The organism is Immundisolibacter cernigliae (assembly GCF_001697225.1).
GTDB lineage: Bacteria > Pseudomonadota > Gammaproteobacteria > Immundisolibacterales > Immundisolibacteraceae > Immundisolibacter > Immundisolibacter cernigliae.
On record NZ_CP014671.1, the window covers coordinates 1,281,825 to 1,298,759 of the forward strand.

A 16,935-nucleotide genomic window follows, 5' to 3' on the forward strand; every position below is an offset into this window, starting at 1 on the left:
GCCGTGCCAGCGGACGGGCGTCGGTGACGCTCAGGCCGCCAGGGCAGTCCTCATCTGTTCAAGTCTCGCCCGCACCGAGGTGTCCAGCACCTCGTCGCCGACCACCACGCGCACGCCGCCGATCAGCTCCGGTTCGATCACCACGCGGGTGTCGAGCCGGCGGCCGAAGCGCCGCGCCAGGGCCGCCGTGATATCCGCCAGTTGGGCCGCGGAAATCTCGAATGCGCTGTAGACGATGGCCTGCGACACGCCAGCCCGGGCATCGACCAGCTCCTGGTACTGCGAGGCGATCTCACCCAGCGCGCCCAGACGCCCGTTTTCGAGCACCACCTGCAGCAGGTTCTGCAGCGCCGCGGGCAGCGGTGCCGGCAGCACGCCCAGGATCAGCTCGCTGACCTGCCCGGCCGACACCTTGGGGTTGTCGGCGAACTCGCGCAGGCGAGGTTCGGAAGCAATCTGCGCCAGTTGCTGCAGCGGCCCGACCAGGGACGGCGCCTCGGCCGGATCGGCGGCCCGAAACAGGGCTTCCGCGTACGGGCGGGCGATGGTGGCAAGCTCGGCCATGTGTTACAGCTCGGTCTGCAGGCGCGACAGCAGGTCGGCGTGGACGCGGCTGTCGACCTCGCGGCGCAGGATCTGCTCGGCGCCGCGCACCGCCAGCTCGGCCACCTGGCCGCGCAGCACCTCGCGCGCCTTGACCACTTCCTGCTGCGCCTCGGCGCGGGCTGCGGCGACGATCTTGGCGCCTTCCTCGGCGGCGCGCGCCTTGGCGTCCTCGATCATGGACTGCGCCAGGCGCTCGGCGTCGGCCAGGCGCTTGGCCGCATCGTCACGCGCCGCTGACAGCTGCTCGTCCACGCGCCGGTTGGCGTTGGACAGCTCCAGGCGCGCCCGCTCGGCCGCCGACAGGCCGTCGGCGATCTTCTGGGTGCGCTCGTCGATGGCCTTGGTGATCGGCGGCCACACGAAACGCATGGTGAACCACACCAGGATGGCGAACACCACCAACTGGACGAACAGCGTTGCGTTGATGCTCACGACGGCACCTTCAGGTTGTTTGCGACGGCCGGCGCTTACTGCAGGACGAACGGATTGGCGAAGGCGAACATCATGGCGATACCGACGCCAATCAGGAATGCCGCGTCGATCAGGCCGGCCAGCAGGAACATCTTGGTCTGCAGCTCGTTCATCAGCTCCGGCTGACGGGCGGCGGCTTCCAGGTACTTGCTACCCATGATGCCGATGCCGATACAGGCACCGATGGCACCCAGACCGATGATCAGGCCGGCGGCCAGGGCGACGAAACCAAGGACATGCTCCATTTGCTACTCCAGGTGGTTGAAAAACAGAAACGGCAGGATCAGTGCGCGTCGTGCGCCTGACCGACATAGACCAGCGTCAGCATCATGAAGATGAACGCCTGCAGGGTGATGATCAGGATGTGGAAGATGGCCCACATCGTGCCGGCGATGACATGCCCAATCGGCAGCAGCACACCCGGCAGCGACAGCGCGGCGGCGCCGCCCATCAGCGCGATCAGCATGAAGATCAGCTCGCCGGCGTACATGTTGCCGAACAGCCGCATGCCGTGGGACACGGTCTTGGCGGCGAACTCGATCATCTGCATCATGAAATTGACCGGGTACAGCAGCGGGTGGCTGCCGAACGGCGCCGTGAACAGCTCGTGCACCCAGCCGCCGAAACCCTTGATCTTGACGTTGTAGAACACGCAGATCAGCAGCACCGAGGTCGACAGGCCAAGCGTAGTGGACAGATCAGCCGTCGGCACCACCCGCAGGTAGGCATGCTGCGGATCGTGGCCGGCGGCGCCGTACAGCTGCGTCCACAGCCAGGGCAGCAGATCCACCGGCAGCAGATCCATGGCATTCATCAGGAAGATCCACACGAACACCGTCAGCGCCAGGGGTGCCACCAGCCGGCGGCTTTGTGCGTTGTGGATGATGCCGCGGGCCTGGCTATCGACCATCTCGACCAGCATCTCGACCGCGGCCTGAAAGCGGCCCGGCACGCCGGCCGTGGCGCTGCGCGCGGCCCGCCAAAGCAGCCAGCAGGTGAGCGTGCCCAGCAGCACCGACCAGACCACGGAGTCGAGGTTGACCACCGAGAAGTCGATGATCGACGCCTGCTCGGTGGAGCGCAGGTGCTGCAGGTGGTGGCGGATGTACTCGCCGGCGCTAGGCGCGTGGCCTTCGGCTGCCATGTGTCGGACGATCCCTGTTGCTAATTTCTAAGTGTCTTCAACGGCCGCGCCACAGCAGCGCCAGCCAGTAAACCTTCAGGCACACCACCATGCCGATCAACAGCGCCGGCCAGCTGAGTGGCGCAACAATCCGCGGCGCCAGGGCCAGCATGGCCACCGCCAGCATCAGCTTGATGGCCTCCCACGCAAGCAGGCGCACCGCCCCCAGGGCAGGCGCCGATTGCGGCACCGATCGCGCCAGTCCGCGTGCCATCAACGCCGCCGGCAAAATCACTGCCGCTGCGCCGTAAAGCGCTGACCACATTACGCTGGCACGGCCGGCCACCGCCCAGGCCAGCATCGCCGTCACCGCACCGGCCAGCGCCTGCGCCACCACCACCCGCGACGGTGCCAGCATCGGTTGCCGGGCTCGCAGGGCCTGCGCCTCGGTGGCGCTCAACGGTTGCCAGGTCTCGGCGTCCGGCGTGTCGACATCCGCCCACGCCGCATTTCGGTCAGTCATTCCGGACATGGCTTCACCGTAAGGCGGGCCTTCGCGAAGGCCGGATCAGGGTGCCGACAGGTCCGTTTCCGGGTGGCGCCGGCGGGGCCCGACGCCCACCCGCTTGGCGGGTTAAAAAGCGGCGCGCATTATAGGGTCGGCGCCTGCAACGGGCAAGGCGTCACATGCCTCGCGGGTTTCTCCGGCGGGGCATGACAAGCCACTTCGGGAGGAGCAGCGCATGGAATTTTCGGTCTGGCACGTCGTGATCGGCTTCTTTTTCAGCAACGGTATGCCGCATTTCATCGCCGGGGCGGCCGGCAAGCGTTTTCGTTCGCCGCTGGGTGCCAACTCGACGGCGCGCGTCAATCTGGTCTGGGGCCTGATCAATTTCGCGCTCGGCACGGCGCTGGTGCTGTGGCAGTCACCGACTCCGGACTGGCAAAGCTTCCTGCTCGCCTACTGGCTGGTGGTGGCCATGTTCGGGTTCGGCATGAGCCACTTCAAGGGCGACGATTTCTAGGGGGAGACGCTGAATAAATCCATCCTGGATTTTTCAGCGCCTGCCATCGGGCAAAACCCGGTAGGCGCAGCTCTGCTGCGCGATTGCGCCCAGTCAAATCATCGCCCGGCACAGCCGGGCTCCTACAGTTTTCCGATGGCTTACATGCCCGGGGGGCGCATGCCGGGCATCATCCCGGGCATGCTAGGCATCCCGGGCGGACCGGACGGCGCGTCCTGCTCCGGCGGTGCCAGAGGTACCAGCAGGTTCTCCAGCGCAGGCGTAAACGTCCCGGCGGTATGCGGCGGCACCACAAAGACCCAGTCGCCGGCCTGCTGGTTGATGCGTTCGGCTTCGGTGGTCGCAGCCGGGCGCTGCTCGGCGCTGGCGTCGTCCGCCACCGCTGCCGACAGGCGCACGTGCGGCACGCTGTTCAGGCTCAGCACGCGGGCGGTGAAGGTCAGCCCATCGAAGGTATCGAAGGCAACACTGACCGCCTGTGCCCAGTCGCCGGCCACTTCGTCGGCCTTGAACACGTTTTGCAGCGGCAGGTGTTGCAGGCCGTAGGCAACCGCGCCGATGGTCGACGGTTGGGGATCGCGCCCCTTGGGCACAGGCGTTTGCAGGCTGAAGCTTGCCTCGGGCGCCGCGCGCGAGATGACCAGCGGCGCCTGGCCCGGGTGCTGCACGCGGACCTCACGCACCTTGGCCTGCGGCAAGTCGAAAGCCTCGCCGCGCAGCCACAGCGGCGGCGTGCGCTGTGGATCGACCGCACCTTCGGCCAGCCAGGCCTGATCCTCGTGCGGCCGGCGCACGAACATCTGCCGCGGGCCCTGCCCGGCCGCGGCACGTGGTTTGCCCAGCAGCACCGCCGCCAGCGCGGTGTCGTGCTCGCCCAGCACGCGTACCAGCACGCCGCGCGCGCCGGCCGTATCGGGGGCCTGCAGATTCAGCGCCGCGTGGCGGGCCGGATCGGCGGTGCGCGGCTCGATCAGCGTCAGTCCGGCCAGGCCCTCAAGCAGCGCCCGCACCTTGGCCGGATCGGCCGGAAAATCGTGCTTGTCGACCACCGTCCAGTCGCTTCCACTGCCTTGCAGGGTGACCTGCTGGCCGGCCGAGCGGATTTCGATACGCCGCGCTGCCGCCGCCTGCGCCGGCAGGTCGGGGAACAGCTTTTCTGCGCGGGCGACGTAGCCGGTGCGCTGGCCGGTATCGCGCACCGCCCACAGCGTGAGCAGCACCAACGCCAGCGTGACGCCGGCAAGTATCCATTTAGCCCGCGACATGACGCTCTCCGGTGCTGCGCCGGCCGCGGCCGCGGGTCAGCGCCACCAGTGCGGCGGCAAAGCCGATCAGCAGCGGGATGAGGCCGATATTGACGAACTTCAGGCGCGTTTCCAGGCGGTCGATGTCCTGACGCAGCTGGTGCTGCACCTCGCGCAGCTCGCGCCGCAGGCGCACCCGCTCGGCCTGGAAGCGCGCGATTTCCTGCTGCTGCTCAGCGCTCATCAGCGGTCCGGCCTGCTCGCCGCGGCTCGATTGCAGCTCGGACAACCTCTGTTCGGTCTGTTGCAATTCCGCTTGCAGGCGCTGCTCGGCGGCGCGGAACTGCTCCTGCGCGGCGCGGTTCATGGCCTGCACCACGGTGAACGGCCGCGCGTAGGTGCCCTGCGAACGCACGTTGATCAGGTCGCCGCTGCCGGTGAGGTTGTCCACGGCGTTGATGAAGAACGCGCCGTTGTCGGCAAACGGCTCCACGATGCGGCTGCCGCGAAACTCGCCGATCTGCGCCCAGAAGCGGTCATAGATGAAGTCGGCGTCGGCAATCAGGATCAGGTTGGCCGGCGTGGCCGATTCCTTGAGCACCTGTGCCGGCGCCTCGGCGCCTTCGGGCGGTCCGTCCGGGAAGGCGGTCTTGAGCGTGCCCTGCACGCGGGCCGCGAACGGGTAGCTCTCATCGGCCGGCTTGAAGTCCCGCAGCAGGCCGGCCGGGTCCGGCTTGTCCAGGCCCTCGGTGCTGACCAGCGTGGCCTGTTTGCTGGACGAAATCAGCGGCGTGAACTCGATGCCGGCATCGGCCTTCTTGCCCAGCGCGCCGACCGTGTTCATGTACATCTGGCTCAGGCGCGCCGTGACCACGTCCTTGCTGTCGAAGCGGTCGGCCTTCAGATCCAGCCACACCAGGTATTCCTGCGGCGGCGCATCCTCGCGGAACGACACCAGGCGCGCCGCTTCCCGGTCGCCGACCACGCCGTCCTGCATCTGCACGCCCCAGGCGCCCAGCAGCGGCCCCAGGTCCGAGCCGGTCTTGGGCAGGGTCATGGTTGGCATGATCGGGTCGCGCGGCGGCGCTTCGACGTCGCTGTAGGGGTCCAGCAACGCCAGCACGCGGCCGCGGCGCAGCGCGTACTGGTCGATGGCGAACAGCGTCGCCGGCGACAGATCCTTCGGATGGATCAGGATCAGCAGGTCGGCTTCGTCGGGGATTTTCTTGTCGAAACTCGACAGTACGCGCACCTCGAACAGCTCACGCAGTTGTTCGATCACCGCCCACGGCGGCGCCTGCTGCTGGGTCATCGGCACTATCGAGCCGTTCACCGGCAGCGAGCTCATCACCGCCACCACCGGCCGTTTGGTCTGGCTGAGCTTGTAAATCAGGCGCGTCAGGTCGTATTCGAGCGTGTCCTCGCTGCTGGGCGACAGGAAAGGGATGACCTCCTCGCCGTCGGTGCTGTTGGTGGCGGCCAGCCCGAAATAGGCGTTCTCGCCGCCCGCGCCGCCCAGCGGCATGCCGCGCAGGCCAAACTGCACGGCGCGGTCTTCGGAGTCGGAAAACGGCTCCGGGTCGATCACCTTCAGTTGCAGCTTGCCGTTCGACTGCTCGGCGTATTCCTTGAGCAGCGCCTGCACGCGGGCGGCGTAGGCCTGGATCTGCGGCACGTCGCGCAGGGCCTTTTGGGAGAAGAACAGGTTCAGCGTGATCGGCTCGTCGAGTTTCTCGACCACCGCCCGCGACCCGTCGCTGAGCGTGTACAGCCGGTTCTGGGTCAGGTCCAGCCGCCAGCCGCCCAGCACCGTGGCGGCCAGGATGTTGATCGCCAGCAGTAACACCACGGCCAGCACCAGGCTGCCGGTGGAAAGAACTCCGCGTCGCATGGAAATACTCCTGCTGCCCGGCTCAGCCGGCGGCTTTCTTGGCTTCGACCAGCACCGTGTTGGCGTACAGCCACACGCCGATCATGCTGGCGAAATAGACGATGTCCGGCAGCTCGATGACGCCTGTCTGGATGGCCTCGAAATGCCGCAGGAAGCTCAGCGAAGCCACCGCCTGCGTCAGCCAGGCCGGCGCCCAGGCGCCAAAGAAATCGAGCACGATCGGCAAGCCGCTGACGATGAACAGAAAGCTCACCACCACCGACAGCACGAAGGCGATCACCTGGCTCTTGGTCAGCACCGAGATGCAGGCGCCGATGGCCAGGTACGCGCCGGCCATCAGCAGGCTGCCCAGGTACCCCGCCACGATCGCCCCGTGGTCCGGATCGCCGAGGTAACTGACCGTGATCCAGATCGGAAAGGTCAGCGCCAGCGCCACGGCCGTGAACAGCCAGGCGGCCAGGAACTTGCCGACCACCGCCTGGCCGGTGGTGATCGGCAGGGTCATCAGCAGCTCCAGCGTGCCGGTCTTGCGCTCCTCCGCCCACAGGCGCATCGCCACCGGCGGGATCAGCACCAGGTACAGGTACGGGTGGAACTGAAAGAACGGCAGCAGGTCGGCCTGCCCGCGGCTGAAGAACTGGCCCAGGTAAAACGTGAAAATCCCGTTCAGGAACAGGAAGATCACGATGAACACATAGGCCAGCGGGGTGTAGAAATAGGCGGAAAGTTCGCGCCGCAGCACGGTCAGCATGGCATTCATGAACGCGTCTCCCGGCCGGCTACCTCATGCGTCAGCTGACGGAACACGTCATCCAGGCGCCCCTGTTCCACGTACAGCTCGTCGGCCTGCCAGCCGGCCTCGCGCAGCCGGGCGGTGACCGGCTCCAGAAGGCTACGGCCGTGGCTGGCCAGCAGGCGCAGGCGCACCCGCCCGGCGGATTCTTCCAATACCTCGACCCGCTGCACGCCCGGCACGGCGGCCAGTTGCTCGCGCAGGTCGGCCGGACCGCCGGTCAGCACCAGCACCACGGCATTGTGGAACTGCGAGCGGCTGGCCAGTTCCGCCGGCCGGCCGTCGGCCAGCAGACGCCCGCCGGCGATGATCACGGCGCGGCTGCAGATGGCCTCCACCTCTTCCAGGATGTGGGTGGAGATGACGATCACCTTGTCGGCGGCGATGTCGCGGATCAGCTCGCGCACTTCGTGCTTTTGATTGGGGTCCAGGCCGTCGGTGGGTTCGTCCAGGATCAAAACCGGCGGGTCATGCAGGATGGCCTGCGCCAGGCCGACGCGGCGCTTGAAACCCTTGGACAGGGTGTCGATGGACTGATCCAGCACGCCACGCAGCGCCATGCGATCCACCACCGCGTCGATGCGCTGACGCCGAACCACCGGTTCCATACCGCGCACGCTGGCCACGAAATCCAGAAACCGCCGCGGCGTCATGTCGCCATACAGCGGCGCGCCCTCGGGCAGGTAGCCAATAGCCGCCTTGATGGCCAGCGGCTGCTGGGCCAGATCCATGCCGCACACCTCGACCTGGCCGCTCGAGGGCGTCAGATAGCCGGTGATCATCTTCATGGTGGTGGACTTGCCGGCACCGTTTGGCCCCAGAAACCCCACCACCTCGCCGCCGCCAACACTGAACGACAAATCGTCCACCGCCCGCAGGGCACCGAAATCCTTGGTCAGATGCCTGACCGCGACTCCTGGCTGCATGTTCCCCCTCGTTTTCCATATCCCTGCCCGCCGCGTCGGCAGGGCAAAAGGCCCGGCATTCTAGCCACAAGCTCGAATCGGCGCCGCGCGGGTCCATTCGGCCCGAGGGCGGGCCTCCCACAAATGGCCAATCGTGGGAGCGGCGCCCTCGCCGCGAATCTCCAAGGCCGACCCTTCCAGGCCAACCCTTCGGCCCGATGCCGGGCCTCCCACAACCACACCCAGCGTGGGAGCGGCGCCCCCGCCGCGAATCTTCCGGCACCTTTCCCTACCATAAGCGCGATTCGACCACGACAGGCAGAGGCGAGTTTCATGACCCAGGCATTCACGGCGGCAGTCGTGCAGATGGTGTCCGGCAGCGAGGTGGCGGCCAATCTGGCCAGTGCCGGCCGGCTGATTGGGCAGGCCGCGCAGGCGGGCGCCCGCCTGGTGGCGCTGCCGGAGAACTTCGCCCTGCTGGGCCGGCGCGAGCAGGACAAACTGGCCGTGGCCGAGCCCGACGACGCGGGCCCGATCCAGGATTTCCTGGCCGACAGCGCGCGCCGGCACGGCATTTACCTGGTCGGCGGCACTATCCCGCTGCGCAGCGCCGACCCGCAGCGCGTGCGCGCCGCCTGCCTGCTGCACGGCCCGGACGGCCGGCGCCTGGCCCGCTACGACAAGATCCACCTGTTCGACGTGGAAGTGGCCGACGGCGGCGAGCGCTACCGCGAATCGGCCAGCATCGAACCGGGCGACGCGGTGGTGACGGTGGACACCGAACTGGGCTGCATCGGCCTTGCCGTGTGCTACGACCTGCGTTTCCCGGAGCTGTTCCGGGCGCTGCTGGCCCAGGGCGCGCAAATCCTGGTCCTGCCGTCGGCATTCACCGAAACCACCGGCGCCGCGCACTGGCATTTGCTGTGCCGCGCCCGGGCGGTGGAGAACCTTTGCTATCTCTTGGCGCCGGGCCAGGGCGGCCAGCACGACAACGGCCGCCGCACCTACGGCCACAGCCTGATCGTGGGCCCGTGGGGCGAGGTGCTGGCAGAATACACCGACAACGGCGAGGGCATCGCCTGCGCGCAGATCGACCTGGCAGCCATGGACCACCTTCGGGCGCGCTTTCCGGCGCTGCAGCATCGGCGGTTGTGACACATAGCTCGGCTGGGAGAGCGTCGCGGACGTAATGCGAAGGTCGGCAGTTCGATTCTCCTCGTCCCGCACACCACCCTTTGCGTGGCCGAATCGCTCGCGTGGATCAATCATCAAGGCACTTTGACCAATGAGTATTCTTGTCACCGGTGGCGCCGGTTTTATCGGCGCGAATTTCGTTCTGGACTGGCTGGTCCAATCCGATGAAACGGTCATCAACCTCGACCTGCTCACCTATGCCGGCAATCGTGAGAATCTGTCCTCGCTGGGCAGCGATGGACGGCATGTCTTTGTGCAAGGCGACATCGGCGATTCCAGCCTGGTGACCCAACTGCTCGCCAAGCATCAACCCCGCGCCATCGTCAACTTTGCCGCCGAAAGCCATGTGGACCGCTCCATCCACGGCCCGGAAGACTTCGTCCAGACCAACATCGTGGGCACCTTTCGCCTGCTGGAAGCCGCGCGCGGCTACTGGAACAGCCTGCAAGGCGACGCCAAGCAAGGCTTCCGCCTCCTGCACGTCTCCACCGATGAGGTCTATGGCTCACTCGGCAAGGACGACACCGCCTTTACCGAAACACATCGCTACGAACCCAACAGCCCGTATTCGGCGAGCAAGGCCGCCAGCGATCATCTGGTACGCGCTTACCATCACACCTACGGCTTGCCGGTTCTCACCACCAACTGCTCCAACAACTACGGACCGTACCAATTCCCGGAAAAGCTCATCCCGCTGATGATCGTCAATGCACTCGCGGGCAAGCCCCTGCCCGTGTATGGCGATGGCCAGCAGATCCGTGACTGGCTCTACGTCAAGGACCATTGCAGCGCGATTCGCCGCGTACTGGAAGCCGGCAAGGTCGGTGAAACCTACAACATCGGCGGCTGGAACGAAAAACCGAACATCGAGATCGTCCAACTGGTGTGTTCGCTGCTCGACGAATTCCGGCCCCGCGCAGATGGCCAACGCTATAGCGAGCAAATCACCTACGTCACCGACCGTCCCGGCCATGATCGCCGCTACGCCATCGACGCCAGCAAAATTGCGGTCGAGCTCGGCTGGAAGCCGGCCGAAACCTTCGATACCGGCATCCGAAAAACCCTTGAGTGGTATCTGGAAAACCAGGACTGGGTCGCCCATGTCCAATCCGGCAGCTACCGTGACTGGGTTGAAAAGAACTACGCTGGGCGCGCCGCATGACAATCCTCCTGTTCGGGAAGAACGGGCAGGTCGGCTGGGAGCTTCAACGCAGCCTGGCCCCCTTGGGTGAAGTGATCGCGCTGGCCTCCGGCAGCCGGGAGCTATGCGGCGATTTCACCAATCTGGAAGGCATCGCCCAGACGGTTCGCGCAGTCGCCCCGGACATCATCGTCAATGCCGCTGCGCACACCGCCGTCGACCAGGCCGAGAGCGAGCCCGAGCTGGCCCGCACCCTCAACGCGCTGGCCCCGGGCGTGCTGGCGCATGAAGCCCTGCGCAGCGGCGCATGGCTGGTGCACTACTCCACCGATTATGTGTTCGATGGCAGCGGCGACAAGCCGTGGTCGGAAACCGACCCTACCGGCCCGCTCAACGTCTACGGACAAACCAAACTCGAAGGCGAAACAGCCATCCGTTGCAGTGGCTGCAAGCACCTCATCTTCCGCACCAGTTGGGTGTACGCGGCGCGCGGCGGCAATTTCGCCCAAACCATGCTGCGACTGGCCCGGGAGCGCGACCGCCTCAGCGTCATTCACGACCAGATCGGCGCACCCACCGGAGCCGACCTGCTGGCGGATGTCACCGCCCACGCCCTGCGCACCGCAAGGCAACGCCCCGAGCTTGGCGGCCTGTATCACCTGGTGGCCAGCGGCGAGACCTCCTGGTATGACTACGCCCTCTTCGTGATTGACCATGCTCGCCAGGCCGGCGTCCACATCAAGGTCGCACCCGAGTCCATCCACCCCGTTCCCACCAGCGCATTTCCCACCGCCGCGAGGCGCCCGCTCAACTCGCGCCTGGAATCCCGCAAACTGCAAACCACATTCGGCCTGCACCTGCCCCACTGGCAAGACGGAATCACCCGCATGCTGACCGAAGTACTCGAGAAACGATCATGATGCCGCGCAAAGGCCTCATCCCCGCAGGCGGCTCCCGCACCCGGCTCTATCCCGTAACGCAAGCGGCCTGACACCGACGACTGCACCTCGATCAATGCGATCAGGTCCTGCCACGAAACCAGTTGAGGTATTGGGCATTTCCGGACAACTCCATCAACTGACGGGCAAGCGTCGTTTTCCCCACCTGACGCGGTCCAGTCAGCAGCACCGTCTTGGTGGTCAAATCTTTCAATACCCATTCATCAAGGTAGCGCTTCATCGGCTAAACATACAATGAATGAAATAAAGTCTCAATCAGATACCAATAAGTCAAGTTTAGGCACAGTCTAGGCAGGATAGGCTCTGCCAAATCCACCATCGCCAATGCCTTATGAGACCCTACAAAGCCCCCAAATAATTTTCAAGGGGAAGATCAGTATCGAATTATCATTGAATGAACTGATGAGGCTTTTGTGAAATCTATTGCATTGACTCACCTGATTAGCGCCAATCTTCAGCACGGCCGGTAAACCGGCACGTTGCGTAGTGCTGATTCAGGCCAGGGCGGGCAGGCAGCGGCGGTGACCAGCAGGCGCGGCACCAGGGCCTTGAGGTTGAAGCGGCGGTTAAAGCGCCAGGCGGCCTCGGCCAGGTAGCGCTCAGCGTACTTGAAGAAGCCAAACGCATGACAGGTACCGTCCAGGGAGCGCTTGAGGTTGCCCAGCACGACGTTGACCCAGCGGGCGCCGTCGACTTCAGTGCCGGCCTTGCCCGGCGGGGCCTGAATCACGGTATGGGCATGGCGCTGTGCGACGGCCCGAAACGCCCCCAGCCCATCGCTGTAAACCTCGGCCCCCGGTGCCAGGCGGCGGATTGCCCAGTCGGCAAGGGCCGTCTTGCTGAAGGCGGACACCGGCTCGATGACCGCCTGGCGCGGATGGCCGGCCTCATCGGTGGCCACGGCGATCAGAAACGGGCGCTTGTTTTCCGAGCCCCGGCCGGCTTTGCCGCCGGTCCGCTCGCCGCCCAGGTAGGCGTCGTCGACCTGGACGATCCCCTCCAGCTGTCGACCCGCCTCACGGGCGGTCATGGCCTGCATGAGCTTGTGTTTGATGCGCCAGGCGCTGCGGTAGCACACGCCCAGGTGCCGGCGCAGCTCCAGGGCGGCGATGGCGTTCTTGCTCTGACTGATCAGGTACAGGGCCAGAAACCACGTGGTCAGCGGCAGCTTGCTGCTGGCGAACACCGTGCCGGCCCGCAGACTGGTCTGGGCACGGCAGGCACGGCACTGCCAGTAGGCCTGACCGAAACGCTGGAACCGGTGGGCATTCGCACCCGCGCAGCGCGAGCAGACAAACCCGGCCGGCCAGCGGGCCTGCGCGAGCGCCTGCTCACAGGCCGCCTCGGTGCCGTAGATGTGCAGGAACTCGGGCAAACTCAAGCCCGGCTGAAATTGAACGCGGTTCATGGGCATCGGCGTGGCCTTGGTTTGGAACGGGACCACTACCCTACGCCCCCACTGTCCCGGATCCTGAGACGGTGCTGAAGATTGGCGCTAATCAGGTTGACTCAAGCTTTTCTTTGGCAAGGCGGTAGACCTCCACGTCTCGTTCGCAATGCTTGTAGATTTCCTTGCGATCGCTCTCGGTAATCTTCGCGGCAGGCATTTTTTGTGACGATGCTGGCTTCTCGTTGACCGTCGGGACGCCGTCGAACCAGCCGAGGTATTCCGTGATCTCCGGCTTGTTGAACAACGTACAGAACTTCCTCAGGCTGTACTCGAACTGCTCCTGCACGAAGATGAAGTCGTAATCCTTGACGGGACGACCCTCGAGGTAATACCACTGCGCGTTGCCAATGTACTTGAATTTAGAGAACTCGACGACGTCGATCTCGCCGTCCATTACCATGCGGTGCTGCTTGATGTTGCGGTCGCCGCTTCTCAGCACATGCAGGTACTGGGAGATCACGCGGTCGGCCGGGTCGCGCACGGTGGTGATGAAGGGGGAGTCTGCGAACACCTCGGCGTATTTCAGGTAATGGAAATGCCCGTGCAGGTAGCTGAAGTAGGAAAGCACTAAATCCTTGTGATCCCGCACCTCAGGCAGGCAGGTTCGAACCGCCTCAATGTCGCGCTCGCTACCGTAGTCGTACATGATCCGGCGCAGGGAGGTATCATCGAAGATCTTGGCGAGCGCCGTGCCGGCGGTCTTGGGAATATGGATGGAAACGAACATCTTTACTCGCTTTCTGACTTGTTTGGGGGAAATCCGGGCAGCAGCTTCAGCCCGGCCATGATCCGGTACAGGGGACGATCGACCGCATGGCGCAGCGCGGCGAGGTCGCGGTTCTTCACAGTGAGCTCATGGTCCTTCGCGGCGACTTCACTCGAGATCTTGATTTCGGCTTTCCTGTGCGCCTCGAGTTCCGCCTTGAGATTATCGATTGCCTGCCTGTGCGCCGCAAGCTCTCGGTTCTTCACAGTGAGTTCATGGTCCTTCGCGGCGACGTCACCCCAGAGCTTGATCTCGGCTTTTTTGTGCGCCTCGAGTTCCGCCTTGAGATCGTCGATTGCCTGCCTGTGCGCCGCAAGCTCGCGGTTCTTCACAGTGAGCTCATGGTCCTTCGCGGCGACTTCACTCGAGATCTTGATTTCGGCTTTCCTGTGCGCCTCGAGTTCCGCCTTGAGATTATCGATTGCCTGCCTGTGCGCCGCAAGCTCTCGGTTCTTCACAGTGAGTTCATGGTCCTTCGCGGCGACGTCACCCCAGAGCTTGATCTCGGCTTTTTTGTGCGCCTCGAGTTCCGCCTTGAGATCGTCGATTGCCTGCCTGTGCGCCGCAAGCTCGCGGTTCTTCACAGTGAGCTCATGGTCCTTCGCGGCGACTTGACTCGAGATCTTGATTTCGGCTTTCCTGTGCGCCTCGAGTTCCGCCTTGAGATTATCGATTGCCTGCCTGTGCGCCGCAAGCTCGCCGCACAAGCCAGCGACGGCCTTGAAGCGCTCGACCAAGTAGCCAACTAACTCCTTGCCCATTGCTCTAACCTGTACCTCTATCTCGACCATGTCGACCGGGTGCGGCAGCGCGAACTCGACCCAGGGGTCGTCGCCGAACAACAGCACGTTTTGCTCGGTGCTGAGAGCTGAACTACCTGTGCTGTCCAGCGCGTGCCATACGCCCTCGTCGTCCCGCCACCGAGCAGAGACGCTGTCGAGCGCGATTGCCTCGTTGCCGGGGTCGAAGCGAAGTCGCGAGAGGCCAGTGGAAAACCGGCTCAGGTCGAAGCGGACAACACCCCTGCCCGCTTCGAGTTCGAGGGCATGAATCAGCTTTTCGCTTTCGTTGAAGCCCCGGCCGCGATCCAGGAATAGCTCGCAATCGAGGTTCACACTTTCCTCGTTAGTCACGTTGCCAAAACGCCGCTGGTAGTCGATGGCCTCGTTGGGCAAACCGGCCAGCGCAACACGCTCGAACATGGCCTGCAGCGGTTCCGGATCTTCGTTCGCCAGTTCGATGAATACCCGGAGTGCCGGTTCGACCTCAGTGCCGACCAGCAATACGCCCAGGCCATGGCTGTGTAGGAATTCGAAGCCTGCGTGCTGCTCGCGCAGTTCCGCCCACACATGGTGAACGCCGAAACCGCGGTCGAACACACTGGTGTCGTGGAACAGCACCACACTACGTGGACTCAGCTTGCGCTTCCAGGCATCGTAGTCGTGACGTACAGCCTCGTAGCTGTGCAGGCCGTCGATATGCAGGAGGTCGATAGCGCCATCATCGAACTGGTCCAGTGCTTCGTCGAAGGACGTCCGCAGCAGCCTGGCGAAGCCGCCATAGGCCAATTCCACGTAGGGCGCGAGTTCCGCGTAAACGGCGTCACCATAGTAGCCGGCTTGGGCGTCGCCGCCCCAAGTGTCAACCGCGTAGCAGCGGGTGTCCAAAGCTTCCGCGGCCACCGCCTGGCAGAATCCGCAGAATGAGTTGCCGGTGTGCGTGCCCAACTCAACAACCACACGCGGTTGCATGAGACGGATGAGCACATGCGCAAAAGGCAGGTGGCCGACCCAGGAGAACGGCCGCACCAGCCGCGCGGCCGTTCGCAGCATTACAGTGCCCAGGCCATACTCTTGGAACAGCCGTTCCTGCCGAGGGTTGAGCCCGCGCACCAGTGCGGACGTGGTTGTCGTCTCGTTCATGCGCGCAGCATTTCCTTGATGCGATCCATTACTTCTTCATTGAATGCATCGTCCCAGTTCCTCACCCAGTCGAACGAGGCACGTTTTATCCGCGATTCGTACTGCCCCACTCGCGCGACTGCCGCTGCAAGAGCTTCGGCGACAGAGAACGGATCCGCATCGCATGGCTCAAGGTTTCCGGATATGGACCGTAGCACATCGGCGGACCGGGACTCGTACGCGTTGGTGACGACAATCTGGCCGGCCGAGGCCATCTCGAACGGCAGGATGCTCGGATGCGGCGCCAGCATGAGGCTGAGTCCGATGTCGAACTCGCGCAGCGCGGCACCATAGTCGCCCTGCGGCAGTGTCCCGCTCAGCTTCATTGTGCGGCCATGTCCCAGTTCGACGTCGTACTCGGGTCCGAGCGTACCCACCCCGTGGAACTCCCAGTTGCCATCGAACATGCCCTGGCGGATCGCCTCCCTGAGGCCGAGGATACCGATCTCGAACAGGTTGCGACGCGCGTGTCCCTCGGGTCGCCCGTAGAAAAGCAGGCGCCGAGTGCGGCGCTGCGCCATCTGCTCGTGCGTCGGCGGCGAAGTTGGCGTCAGCGCATGTTGGAAGGCCACGTGATGCCGCGCCAGTTCCTCCCCCTCGTAGCGGTCGAACACACCCAGCCGCTTGCTCCGGAAATAGTCCGCCAGAAGGTCAGTATTGAAAATGGCGCGATGCGGTAGCCGGTACACGTACCCACCGATCGCGGAGTAGCTATCGTGCGGATGGAAGATGGGTTCGTACTCCTGCAGGAAGAATATAAACTTTTTGCCGATAGCCTCTGCGAGGCGATGAGCCTTGATGCACGTCCAAAACGAATAGCCGACGAAGGCGTCCGTCGGCGAGATCACCAAAGTGTGGGAGCCCCTTGTGATGTCCTCGACCTCGGCGTTGGCAACTGCCTGTTGAAGTGGTGGATTCGGCGCCAGCTTGGCGTTCACCGCATCGCGGTCTAAGCGATCGGATTCGACCAGCAGAATCCGCACCCGGAAACCTGCCTCCTGGATCTTCCGGATGAACTGCAAGCAGGCGATGTAACCGCCAAACATGATCAGCGGATCGAGTTGCGGTAGCAACACGTTAACCCGTGCTGGCGCGCTTGGGTCAACGGCATACTTTGGACATTCAAATTTTTCCTCTAAGAGATGAAGCGAACTCATTCCGACCGGAGCAGTAATACCCGGATAACGCGATTCAAGTTCTTTTGCTTTCCGGATGCCAGGTGAAGCTGAATCGTCTACGTTGCCGATACACGTTTCACCTTGATCCTGATTGACGGCCTCTGCCACTAAAGCCACAACAGTTGAAGGCCTATGTCTTTTAATCGCGGCAAGCAAACTGCGGGTATTTTGGAAATTAACTTTCTTGATCATTACCCATGGATGTGCCACAAAAAGACGGGCCAATCC

Annotated in this window: 18 protein-coding genes; 4 read left to right on the forward strand and 14 right to left on the reverse strand. The window is 64.3% G+C overall.

The features are described from left to right. Window positions 1-30 precede the first annotated feature (30 nt). Genes PG2T_RS06070 through PG2T_RS06090 form a run of 5 tightly spaced genes read right to left on the reverse strand, consistent with a single transcriptional unit; the run spans window position 31 to window position 2,732 of the window. Window positions 31-564, reverse strand: coding sequence for a F0F1 ATP synthase subunit delta (locus PG2T_RS06070; RefSeq protein WP_068803473.1), 534 nt, complete (start codon window positions 562-564; stop codon window positions 31-33). A gap of 3 nt (window positions 565-567) precedes the next feature. After that, on the reverse strand, window positions 568-1,038 hold the full coding sequence (locus tag PG2T_RS06075) for a F0F1 ATP synthase subunit B (protein WP_068803474.1): 471 nt from the start codon (window positions 1,036-1,038) through the stop codon (window positions 568-570). Window positions 1,039-1,073: 35 nt separating this feature from the next. After that, on the reverse strand, window positions 1,074-1,322 hold the full coding sequence (gene atpE, locus PG2T_RS06080) for a F0F1 ATP synthase subunit C (protein ID WP_068803475.1): 249 nt from the start codon (window positions 1,320-1,322) through the stop codon (window positions 1,074-1,076). A 38-nt stretch (window positions 1,323-1,360) separates the two neighbouring features. Further along, window positions 1,361-2,221: a F0F1 ATP synthase subunit A gene (gene atpB, locus PG2T_RS06085; RefSeq protein ID WP_068803476.1), complete on the reverse strand. Its 861-nt coding sequence runs from the start codon at window positions 2,219-2,221 to the stop codon at window positions 1,361-1,363. A gap of 37 nt (window positions 2,222-2,258) precedes the next feature. Continuing rightward, window positions 2,259-2,732: an ATP synthase subunit I gene (locus PG2T_RS06090; protein WP_202816443.1), complete on the reverse strand. Its 474-nt coding sequence runs from the start codon at window positions 2,730-2,732 to the stop codon at window positions 2,259-2,261. A gap of 211 nt (window positions 2,733-2,943) precedes the next feature. Between PG2T_RS06090 and PG2T_RS06095 the strand changes: the two genes are divergently transcribed. Beyond that, on the forward strand, window positions 2,944-3,225 hold the full coding sequence (locus PG2T_RS06095) for a hypothetical protein (protein WP_068803479.1): 282 nt from the start codon (window positions 2,944-2,946) through the stop codon (window positions 3,223-3,225). Between the two features lie 140 nt (window positions 3,226-3,365). Here PG2T_RS06095 and PG2T_RS06100 read toward each other — a convergent pair whose 3' ends face one another. Genes PG2T_RS06100 through PG2T_RS06115 form a run of 4 tightly spaced genes read right to left on the reverse strand, consistent with a single transcriptional unit; the run spans window position 3,366 to window position 8,079 of the window. Continuing rightward, window positions 3,366-4,490, reverse strand: a complete 1,125-nt coding sequence (locus PG2T_RS06100) for a DUF4340 domain-containing protein (RefSeq protein ID WP_068803481.1) — start codon at window positions 4,488-4,490, stop codon at window positions 3,366-3,368. Next, window positions 4,477-6,360, reverse strand: a complete 1,884-nt coding sequence (locus PG2T_RS06105) for a Gldg family protein (protein WP_068803483.1) — start codon at window positions 6,358-6,360, stop codon at window positions 4,477-4,479. Before PG2T_RS06105 ends, PG2T_RS06100 begins: the two co-directional genes overlap by 14 nt. Before the next feature lie 22 nt (window positions 6,361-6,382). Then, a complete protein-coding gene (locus PG2T_RS06110) occupies window positions 6,383-7,120 on the reverse strand; it encodes an ABC transporter permease subunit (RefSeq protein ID WP_068803485.1) in 738 nt (245 codons plus the stop codon). Continuing rightward, on the reverse strand, window positions 7,117-8,079 hold the full coding sequence (locus PG2T_RS06115) for an ABC transporter ATP-binding protein (protein ID WP_068803486.1): 963 nt from the start codon (window positions 8,077-8,079) through the stop codon (window positions 7,117-7,119). Before PG2T_RS06115 ends, PG2T_RS06110 begins: the two co-directional genes overlap by 4 nt. Before the next feature lie 312 nt (window positions 8,080-8,391). Here PG2T_RS06115 and PG2T_RS06120 point away from each other — a divergent pair, with 312 nt between their 5' ends. The 3 genes from PG2T_RS06120 to rfbD all read left to right on the forward strand — a co-directional run bounded on the left by PG2T_RS06120 (window position 8,392) and on the right by rfbD (window position 11,313). After that, a complete protein-coding gene (locus PG2T_RS06120; protein WP_068803487.1) occupies window positions 8,392-9,213 on the forward strand; it encodes a carbon-nitrogen hydrolase family protein in 822 nt (273 codons plus the stop codon). 130 nt (window positions 9,214-9,343) lie between these two features. Further along, window positions 9,344-10,414, forward strand: coding sequence for a dTDP-glucose 4,6-dehydratase (rfbB, locus tag PG2T_RS06125; RefSeq protein WP_068803488.1), 1,071 nt, complete (start codon window positions 9,344-9,346; stop codon window positions 10,412-10,414). After that, entirely contained in the window at window positions 10,411-11,313 is a 903-nt protein-coding gene (rfbD, locus tag PG2T_RS06130; RefSeq protein ID WP_068803489.1) for a dTDP-4-dehydrorhamnose reductase, read from the forward strand. The genes rfbB and rfbD overlap by 4 nt, the downstream gene beginning before the upstream one ends. Before the next feature lie 100 nt (window positions 11,314-11,413). Here the strand turns inward: rfbD and PG2T_RS16025 are convergent, their stop codons facing one another. From PG2T_RS16025 to PG2T_RS06150, 5 genes are all read right to left on the reverse strand, one after another. Next, window positions 11,414-11,572: an AAA family ATPase gene (locus PG2T_RS16025; RefSeq protein ID WP_145931019.1), complete on the reverse strand. Its 159-nt coding sequence runs from the start codon at window positions 11,570-11,572 to the stop codon at window positions 11,414-11,416. A gap of 234 nt (window positions 11,573-11,806) precedes the next feature. Continuing rightward, window positions 11,807-12,766 carry an IS1595 family transposase gene (locus PG2T_RS06135; RefSeq protein ID WP_068807855.1) on the reverse strand — a complete coding sequence of 320 codons (960 nt, stop codon included), beginning with the start codon at window positions 12,764-12,766 and terminating at the stop codon, window positions 11,807-11,809. An 85-nt stretch (window positions 12,767-12,851) separates the two neighbouring features. Then, complete coding sequence (locus tag PG2T_RS06140) at window positions 12,852-13,529, reverse strand: sulfotransferase family 2 domain-containing protein (RefSeq protein ID WP_068803490.1); 678 nt, start codon at window positions 13,527-13,529, stop codon at window positions 12,852-12,854. Window positions 13,530-13,531: 2 nt separating this feature from the next. Next, entirely contained in the window at window positions 13,532-15,490 is a 1,959-nt protein-coding gene (locus PG2T_RS06145) for a class I SAM-dependent methyltransferase (RefSeq protein WP_068803492.1), read from the reverse strand. Further along, window positions 15,487-16,899: a rhamnosyltransferase WsaF family glycosyltransferase gene (locus PG2T_RS06150; protein ID WP_145931020.1), complete on the reverse strand. Its 1,413-nt coding sequence runs from the start codon at window positions 16,897-16,899 to the stop codon at window positions 15,487-15,489. Before PG2T_RS06150 ends, PG2T_RS06145 begins: the two co-directional genes overlap by 4 nt. Between the last annotated feature and the right edge of the window lie 36 nt (window positions 16,900-16,935).

Bases quoted from the DNA above. Each gene is read 5' to 3' on its own strand.
- PG2T_RS06140 (WP_068803490.1), bottom strand. From the start codon at position 13,529: ATGTTCGTTTCCATCCATATTCCCAAGACCGCCGGCACGGCGCTCGCC.
- PG2T_RS06110 (WP_068803485.1), bottom strand. From the start codon at position 7,120: ATGAATGCCATGCTGACCGTGCTGCGGCGCGAACTTTCCGCCTATTTC.
- PG2T_RS06105 (WP_068803483.1), bottom strand. From the start codon at position 6,360: ATGCGACGCGGAGTTCTTTCCACCGGCAGCCTGGTGCTGGCCGTGGTG.
- PG2T_RS06115 (WP_068803486.1), bottom strand. From the start codon at position 8,079: ATGCAGCCAGGAGTCGCGGTCAGGCATCTGACCAAGGATTTCGGTGCC.
- atpE (WP_068803475.1), bottom strand. From the start codon at position 1,322: ATGGAGCATGTCCTTGGTTTCGTCGCCCTGGCCGCCGGCCTGATCATC.
- rfbD (WP_068803489.1), top strand. From the start codon at position 10,411: ATGACAATCCTCCTGTTCGGGAAGAACGGGCAGGTCGGCTGGGAGCTT.
- rfbB (WP_068803488.1), top strand. From the start codon at position 9,344: ATGAGTATTCTTGTCACCGGTGGCGCCGGTTTTATCGGCGCGAATTTC.
- PG2T_RS16025 (WP_145931019.1), bottom strand. From the start codon at position 11,572: ATGAAGCGCTACCTTGATGAATGGGTATTGAAAGATTTGACCACCAAG.
- PG2T_RS06150 (WP_145931020.1), bottom strand. From the start codon at position 16,899: ATGATCAAGAAAGTTAATTTCCAAAATACCCGCAGTTTGCTTGCCGCG.
- PG2T_RS06120 (WP_068803487.1), top strand. From the start codon at position 8,392: ATGACCCAGGCATTCACGGCGGCAGTCGTGCAGATGGTGTCCGGCAGC.
- PG2T_RS06100 (WP_068803481.1), bottom strand. From the start codon at position 4,490: ATGTCGCGGGCTAAATGGATACTTGCCGGCGTCACGCTGGCGTTGGTG.
- atpB (WP_068803476.1), bottom strand. From the start codon at position 2,221: ATGGCAGCCGAAGGCCACGCGCCTAGCGCCGGCGAGTACATCCGCCAC.
- PG2T_RS06070 (WP_068803473.1), bottom strand. From the start codon at position 564: ATGGCCGAGCTTGCCACCATCGCCCGCCCGTACGCGGAAGCCCTGTTT.
- PG2T_RS06135 (WP_068807855.1), bottom strand. From the start codon at position 12,766: ATGCCCATGAACCGCGTTCAATTTCAGCCGGGCTTGAGTTTGCCCGAG.
- PG2T_RS06090 (WP_202816443.1), bottom strand. From the start codon at position 2,732: ATGTCCGGAATGACTGACCGAAATGCGGCGTGGGCGGATGTCGACACG.
- PG2T_RS06095 (WP_068803479.1), top strand. From the start codon at position 2,944: ATGGAATTTTCGGTCTGGCACGTCGTGATCGGCTTCTTTTTCAGCAAC.
- PG2T_RS06145 (WP_068803492.1), bottom strand. From the start codon at position 15,490: ATGAACGAGACGACAACCACGTCCGCACTGGTGCGCGGGCTCAACCCT.